The 6,896-nt window shown below is 71.3% G+C and carries 7 protein-coding genes, 1 tRNA gene and 1 pseudogene; 3 read left to right on the top strand and 6 right to left on the bottom strand.

Annotated elements, in window-relative coordinates:
* Nucleotides 1-34: 34 nt before the first annotated feature.
* Nucleotides 35-108: transfer RNA gene (locus tag ABZZ38_RS23685), tRNA-Pro, on the bottom strand.
* Nucleotides 109-466: 358 nt separating this feature from the next.
* Here ABZZ38_RS23685 and ABZZ38_RS23680 point away from each other — a divergent pair.
* The 3 genes and pseudogenes from ABZZ38_RS23680 to ABZZ38_RS23670 all read left to right on the top strand — a co-directional run.
* A pseudogene (locus tag ABZZ38_RS23680) lies at nt 467-583 on the top strand (SAM-dependent methyltransferase); the annotation flags it as partial.
* A gap of 229 nt (nt 584-812) precedes the next feature.
* The gene (locus tag ABZZ38_RS23675; protein ID WP_356743237.1) at nt 813-986 is read left to right on the top strand and encodes a hypothetical protein; all 174 of its coding nucleotides are present in this window, start codon (nt 813-815) and stop codon (nt 984-986) included.
* A gap of 571 nt (nt 987-1,557) precedes the next feature.
* A complete protein-coding gene (locus ABZZ38_RS23670; protein WP_356743222.1) occupies nt 1,558-2,754 on the top strand; it encodes an acyl-CoA dehydrogenase family protein in 1,197 nt (398 codons plus the stop codon).
* Nucleotides 2,755-2,844: 90 nt separating this feature from the next.
* On the opposite strand, the gene ABZZ38_RS23665 is transcribed toward ABZZ38_RS23670, so the two are convergent.
* From ABZZ38_RS23665 to ABZZ38_RS23645, 5 genes are read right to left on the bottom strand one after another with little or no spacing between them, the layout of a single operon-like run.
* The gene (locus ABZZ38_RS23665; protein WP_356743220.1) at nt 2,845-3,417 is read right to left on the bottom strand and encodes a GAF domain-containing protein; all 573 of its coding nucleotides are present in this window, start codon (nt 3,415-3,417) and stop codon (nt 2,845-2,847) included.
* Nucleotides 3,414-4,046 (bottom strand): ATP/GTP-binding protein, encoded by a 633-nt coding sequence (locus ABZZ38_RS23660; protein ID WP_356743218.1) that lies wholly within the window; start codon nt 4,044-4,046, stop codon nt 3,414-3,416. The genes ABZZ38_RS23665 and ABZZ38_RS23660 overlap by 4 nt, the downstream gene beginning before the upstream one ends.
* Nucleotides 4,024-4,404 (bottom strand): DUF742 domain-containing protein, encoded by a 381-nt coding sequence (locus ABZZ38_RS23655; protein WP_356743216.1) that lies wholly within the window; start codon nt 4,402-4,404, stop codon nt 4,024-4,026. Before ABZZ38_RS23655 ends, ABZZ38_RS23660 begins: the two co-directional genes overlap by 23 nt.
* A gap of 3 nt (nt 4,405-4,407) precedes the next feature.
* Nucleotides 4,408-4,842, bottom strand: a complete 435-nt coding sequence (locus ABZZ38_RS23650; protein WP_356743214.1) for a roadblock/LC7 domain-containing protein — start codon at nt 4,840-4,842, stop codon at nt 4,408-4,410.
* 7 nt (nt 4,843-4,849) lie between these two features.
* Nucleotides 4,850-6,658 carry an ATP-binding protein gene (locus ABZZ38_RS23645; RefSeq protein WP_356743212.1) on the bottom strand — a complete coding sequence of 603 codons (1,809 nt, stop codon included), beginning with the start codon at nt 6,656-6,658 and terminating at the stop codon, nt 4,850-4,852.
* Nucleotides 6,659-6,896: the final 238 nt, after the last annotated feature.

Genomic DNA, 6,896 nt, shown 5'->3' with positions numbered 1-6,896 from the left:
TCTGAAACGGCCCCTGACCTGCGACTCTCACGAGTCGGGACGACAGGATTTGAACCTGCGACCCCTTGACCCCCAGTCAAGTGCGCTACCAAGCTGCGCCACGTCCCGATGCCCGTCTGACCTGGGGTTTCCCCCGGCCCGGCGTGCATGAGAACAATACCGCACTCCCGCCGGTGATCACGAACCGCTTTACGGCACGCCCTCAAGCGCATGTGAGGTTGCACCGTGTGGCAGGACGAACACGCACAGACCTCCGACGTCGGGTGCTGCACGCGGCCCCGGTGACTCCCACCCGGGGACCTCCGCCGCCCCGTGGCCTCCGCGAGCGGAACCGGCCCAGACCCCGATGACCCGATGCCGCCGGGCTGACGGACACGGTGCGTGACCGTTTTGTCCAGGCGGCGAGTCGGCGGAGATCAGCCGGGGTGGTTTCCGGTCGGGCGGTGGCCAGGCGCCCGGCGCGGGCATGGCGGCCGAACTGCGCCGGGCCCTGCCGGACGTGCCGCCGGTGCGCGGGGACGGCAACCGACTTTCGCTCGCGTCCGGGGCGTTCGACCTGCTCACCTACGCGCGGTCGTGGCACTTGACAGACCCGGCCCGGTCGGTCCCCGAGGCGGTGCGCGTGCTGCGCCCCGGCGGCGCCCCGGCCCTGTGGTGCAACGACGCCGACGTGTCGGTCCCCTGGATCGCCGACCAGGACGCCCGGATACGCCGCTTCCTCGGTGGCCAGGACGTCCCGGCCCATCCCGCCGATGTCCGTGGCGTGCCGATCGCTCCGGGGCGGTCCACCGGCGGGTGGCCTGAGCCGCCGGGTGCCGCTCGACACCCACCTGGGCAACCTCGGCAGCCACTCCGCCTTCCTGCTGCGGGGCGGGGAGGGGACCCGCGCGTTCCTCGGCGAGGAGCGGGAGCGGCTGTCCGATCTCTTCCCGGACGGGACGGTCGAGGAGAGGTACGCCGTGAGTCTCAGCGTCGTCGTCCGCTGAAGCCCTCCGCTCCAACCGCCTGCCTCCCTGCCAAGGGCGGGGAGGTGGCGCGGCTCGATCCCTACCGGGGCGCGCGCCCCCAGGACGCACGCCCCGGCGCAATCCATCGCCCACCGCGCCGCGCGCTGCACGCCGGACGGCGCCCCTGAGCGCGGGAGCCGTGCCCGTCCTCGCGCACATCGGATCACGGCCCGTAGAAATTCGGTCGGAATTCGGTCGGAATTCATGCCGAATCGATCCGCCTCATCCGTACCCCTGGGACGCCTGTGAGTAATGAGGCCGACGCCTGCCCCTGGGTGCCATATGCCCATGAAACCTTTGCCCTTGGCATGTGGCACAAAGAGACAGAGGGGGAATGGACCCCGGATGGGGCCGGGCAGCCGGTACCACGGCGAACTCAGGCTTAATCTCACGTCAAGGACCTGTATTTCGGACAGAGTCGGCGACCTCGTTGAACGCTTCGGGGGCGATCAACACCATGAGGTGTCGGCCTGTTCGGGACGGGATCACTGCCGATGCACCACCTGTTCGCACAACCGCACGAGCAGGCGTTTCGCAGAGGAGAGCTCGGATGGACGGGTACTTCGCCAGTCGACTGCATCATCAACTACGGCGGGATGTCGGGCACTTCGCCGAGAATGAGGTTCGGCCACTGATACCCGCGATGGAAGCGGGCCGGTCGGTGCACTACGAACTGTCCCGGCGCATCGCCCGCCAGGGCTGGCTGGGCGCGACGATCAGTAAGGACTACGGGGGGATGGGGGCCGGCCACCTCGGCAAGACGATCATCATCGAGGAGCTGTCCCGGGTCAGCGGCGCGATGGGCGCCATGGTGCAGGCCTCGCAACTCGGTACCGCGAAGATCGTGCACTTCGGCAGCGACGAGCAGAAGAAGACCTGGTTGCCGGCCATCGCGGCGGGCGACTGCCTGCCCACCATCGCGGTCACCGAACCCGAGTCGGGTGGCCATGTGCTCGGCATGAGCGCAAGCGCCGTCCGTGACGGGGACGACTATCTCCTCAACGGCCGGAAGGTCTTCGTGGGCAACAGCCACGTGGGTGACCTGCACGGCGTCGTCGTCCGCACCGGCCCCGGCTCCCGGGGGCTCTCCGCCTTCCTCGTGGAGTCATGGCGGCCGGGCTTCCGCATCGGTGAGCAGAAGCCGACCATGGGCCTGCACGGGTTCAGCTTCGGGGAGCTGTTCTTCGACAACTGCCGCGTTCCGGCGTCGAACCGGCTCGGCGACGAGGGGGACGGGCTCGCCGTCGCCTACTCCTCCAGCGTGCTGTACGGGCGGGCCAACCTCACCGCCGTCTCGCTCGGCATCCACCGGGCGATCCTGGAGGAGACGACCCGGTTCTGCGAGGAGCGGCAGCGGTACGGCAAGCCCCTGCACGAACTGCCGTCCATCAAACTCAAGCTGGGCCGGATGCAGTCCCGTCTGATGACCGCGCGGCTGACCGCGTACCACGCGGTGCACCTGCTGGACCAGGGGATGCCCTGCGACGCGGAGCTGATGAACGCCAAGCTGGTCAACGTCGAGTCGGCGATGGACTCGGCGCGGAACGCCATGGAGATCCACGCCGCCGCCGGGCTCTTCACCGACCGCCCCGTCGAGCGCTATCTGCGCGACGCGCACCACATCTTCGCCCCGGCGGGCACGTCGGACATCCAGTTGCTGCGCCTCGCCGAAGTGGCGCTGGGCACGGCGAAGGGCCAGTGGTCGGAGCAGCTCGCCGATGTCGTACGCATGGAACCGGTCCTGTAGCCGGCCGGGCGGTGTGACGTTCCCGGGGAGTGCGGGAGGCACCCTCCGGGGACGTCATCGCCGTCCCGCCCACGGGACGGGCGGGACGGCTCACAGGCCGCCGTCCTCCCGGCGGTGGATCTGCTCCACGAGCTCCGCGGCGAGGGCCTTGATGGTCTCCAGGCCGGCCCGCCCCCACGGTCGGGGCTCGGTGTCGACCACGCAGATCGTGCCGAGCGCCGTGCCCGTACGGTCGATGAGCGGCGCCCCGAGATAGGAGCGGATGCCGATCTCGTCGACGACCGGGTTTCCGGCGAAGCGGGGGTAGTCGCAGACGTCCTCCAGGACCAGCGCCTTGCGGCGGACCACCACATGGGGGCAGTAGCCGTGGTCGCGGGCCATGAAACGGCTGACGCCACCCGTCGCGGCGGCGGTGGCGCTGAGGTCGCTGCCCGCGTGCGTGCCCTCCGGGGTGTGCAGACCCGCGAAGAACTGACGGTTCTCGTCGATGAAGTTGACCATCGAGTACGGTGCGCCGGTCACCTGGGCGAGTTTGTGTGCGAACTCGTCGAACGCCGGGTCCGGGCGCTCGCCGAGGCCGAGCTGGCGCAGCCGCCGCACGCGCAGCGGTGCCTCCCGGTCGACGGGGGTCAGCAGCAGATGACCGGTCGGGTCATAGGTCATGAGGGTGCTCCATGGCGCGGCGCCACTGCGGGGGCCGGGGCCGGGTTGGTCGTCAGCAGGTGCTGGACGAGGGTGACCAGGGTCTGGATCCCGGAGCTGGCGATACGGGCGTCGCACAGCACGACCGGCACCTCCGGATTGAGGTCGATGGCGGCCCGTACCTCGTCGGGTTCGTACCGGAAGGAGCCGTCGAACTCGTTGACGGCCACGACGAAGCGGATGCCGCGCCGTTCGAAGAAGTCCACGGCCGAGAAGGATTCGTGCAGGCGCCGCGTGTCGGCGAGGACGACCGCGCCGAGCGCGCCCTCCGAGAGCTCGTCCCACATGAACCAGAAACGCTCCTGGCCGGGTGTGCCGAAGAGGTACAGCACATGCCGCCGGTCGAGGGTGATGCGGCCGAAGTCCATGGCGACCGTGGTGGTGGTCTTGGACTCCACTCCCTCCAGGCTGTCGGTGCCGACGCTCACCTGGGTGAGGAGCTCCTCCGTGCTGAGCGGTTCGATCTCGCTGACCGCCCCCACGAAGGTGGTCTTGCCCACCCCGAAACCGCCCGCGATCAGGATCTTCAGGGCGGTGGGGAAGAGGTCGTCGGACTCGACCCGGACCTCAGAGCCGTCGTTGTAGGCCATGGAGCACTGCCTCCAGCAAGGAACGGTCGGTGGGGTTGTCGTGGAAGCGGGGTGCCCGCGCGGTCAGCGCCCCACAGTCGACGAGGTCGGAGAGCAGCACCTTGGTGACGACCGCCGGCAGCCTCAGGTGCGCCGCGACCTCCGCCACCGAGGTCGGCCCGCCGTGGCACAGACCGAGGGCCAGGGTGTGCTCGGGGCCGAGCGGTGTCTGCGGCACCGCCCCGGTGGCCATCACCAGGGAGAGCAGGTCCAGCGCGGCCGTCGGCCGGGTGCGGCCGCCGCTCACCGTGTACGGGCGGATGAGGCGGCCGGCCGCGTCGTCGACCCAGGGCCCGTCGTGCCGTTGTCGCGGGGACACGGGTCAGCGTCCCGGGGCGCCCGGGGCCACCGCCGCTTGTCTGGCGGGGGTGACGAGATAGGGCCGTACGCTCTTGACGAGCATCGCCATCTCGTAGCCGAGGACCGCGGCGTCGGTCTCACGCCCGGCGAGCACCGCCAGGCAGGTGCCCGTGCCGGCGGTGGAGACGAACAGCAGGGTGTTGTCGAGTTCGACCACGACCTGGCGGACCTCCCCGCCGTCGCCGAAGCGGGAGCCGGCGCTGCGGCCGAGCGAGTACAGCCCGGAGGCGAGGGCCGCCATGTGGTCGGCGCTGTCGGCGTCGAGGCCGTGCACCGATTTCACCAGGCCGTCAGAGGAGAGCAGAACCGCGCTGCGGGTATGGGGGACCCGCTGGATCAGACCGCTGAGCAGCCAGTCGAGATCCGGGGAATGGCCGGTCGGCGCATCGCTCGCCATGGTGCATCTACTCCTTGGTGGCTTCGTCTTGACGCTGCGGTTCGGGGTGTGCGGGGCGTTCGGGGTGGGGGGTGTGGGGGACGTGTTCCGGGGTGGACGCCTGGGCGGACTCGGCCAGACCGATGCCGCGCTGGAAGGCGGCCATCAGTCCCGGGTCGTGCAGGACGTGGTCGTCGTGACGGCGCGGGGCGGGCGCGTCCCGCAACTGCGGGACGAGGTGTTCCTGCGCGCGGCGCTTGGGCAGCTGCGGCCGGTCGGTGCGCCCCCCGTCCCGTACGGGCAGGGGTGCGGGGTCCGAGCCGGGCGGGGGCTGCTGGTGGGGCAGGACGGGCGGGGCGGTGGACGCCTGGGGCGGCTCCCCGTACGCCGCTTCGGGGTGCACGGGCTCCTGGCGCACGGCTTCCCCGCGCGTGGGCTCGTGATGGAGGGGCTCGTGGCGGAGGGGTTGCGGGTACGGAGGGGGGGCGTGCGGGTGTTCGGGACGCACGGGCTCGGGGGCCGTGATCTCGGCGGGCCTCTGCGGCGGTACGGGAGCGGCTGCGGCGGTCACCGCTGCGGAGCCGTCCGCCGTCTGCTCGTCGGACGCGGGCCCGAGGAGTTCCTGCGGAAGGACGAGTACGGCCTGGACACCGCCGTAGATGTTCGACTGGAGGCGCACCGCGATGCCGTGGCGGCGGGCGAGCGCCGAGACGACGAACAGGCCGATCCTGCCGTCCTGGAGGAGGTGGGCGACGTTGACCTGGTCCGGGTCGGAGAGCAGGGCGTTCATCCTGTGCTGCTCGGCGACGTCCATGCCCAGTCCGCGGTCCTCGACCTCCACCGCGAGGCCGGCCGTGACGTGCTGGGCGCGCAGCAGCACGGTGGTGTGCGGCGCGGAGAACAGGGTGGCGTTCTCGACGAGTTCGGCGAGGAGGTGGATGACGTCGGCGACGGCGTGGCCGCGCAGGGTGCCGTCGATCGGTGGCACCAGCTTGACCCTCGGGTACTGCTCGACCTCCGCGATGGAGGAGCGCAGCACCTCCGTCATGGTGACCGGGTTGGACCACTGGCGCCGCGAGATGGCGCCGCCCAGGACGGCGAGGTTCTCGGCGTGCCGGCGGATCCGGGTGGCCAGGTGGTCGACGTGGAAGAGGCCCTTGAGCAGCTCCGGGTCCTCGACCTCGTTCTCCAGCTCGTCGAGGAGCTGGATCTCGCGGTGGACGAGGGACTGCAGGCGGCGGGCGAGGTTGACGAAGACCTCGACCTTCTGTTCGTTGCCGACGCTGCTGGAGAGCTGGGACGCCTGGACGACGGTGGCGACCGCGGTCTCGTGGGCGAGGGTCAGCTCGGCCGCGAGCAGGTCGAACGCGTCGGCGTCGGCGGGGGGCATCGGAGCGCTCCGCCGGGCGGTCGGCCGCTCCCCGCGGCGCAACTGCTCGACCACCGCGCGCAGTTCGTTCTGTCCGCGGGCGGCGCTGCGGCGCAGCGCGGTGCACCGGTCCAGTACGGAGGTGGCCGCGCGGTCGGCGGCCAGGGCGGCCCCGGCGACTGCCACCACGGCCAGCGCGGCGGCGGCGGTCAGCGCGGCCCACAGGCCGGGGGCCGGGCGAACGCCGGTGGCGCGGAGGGTGAGGACCACCGCGACCGCTCCGGTCAGTGCGACCACGAGGGCCGGGAGCACGGCGGCGCGCAGGATCCGAGGGCGTATACGGGCTTCCGGGTACGGGGTGGCGGCGTGCGGCCTCCCATGGGTCGGCAGAGCACGGGCGCCTGACCGGCCGTGCCGCCCGCCTTCCCGGCGGTCCGGCCGCGCGGTGGGTGCGCGAAGTTGAGACATCGGCGTCCTTGATACGGGTTCGTGGGGCCCCGGGAATCGGCGTACTACGGGCGTTCGACTTCGGCGCTCCGGCGGGCCCACCACATGTCCGATGAGCCCACCGTTGATCACCGGCAACACACGGTAGTCGGCAGGCATTCATGTCCGGTGGGCAGTTGACAAACTTGCCCAGCGAGCGTCCCGCTCTGGTATGAGGCTTCGTACGGCAGACCGGCAACGCGGCGTTGACGCTCGCCGC

Source organism: Streptomyces sp. NPDC006368, assembly GCF_040612535.1.
GTDB lineage: Bacteria > Actinomycetota > Actinomycetes > Streptomycetales > Streptomycetaceae > Streptomyces.
The sequence above is the reverse complement of the archived record's forward strand: the minus strand, read 5'-3'. Positions and strand labels throughout refer to the sequence as shown.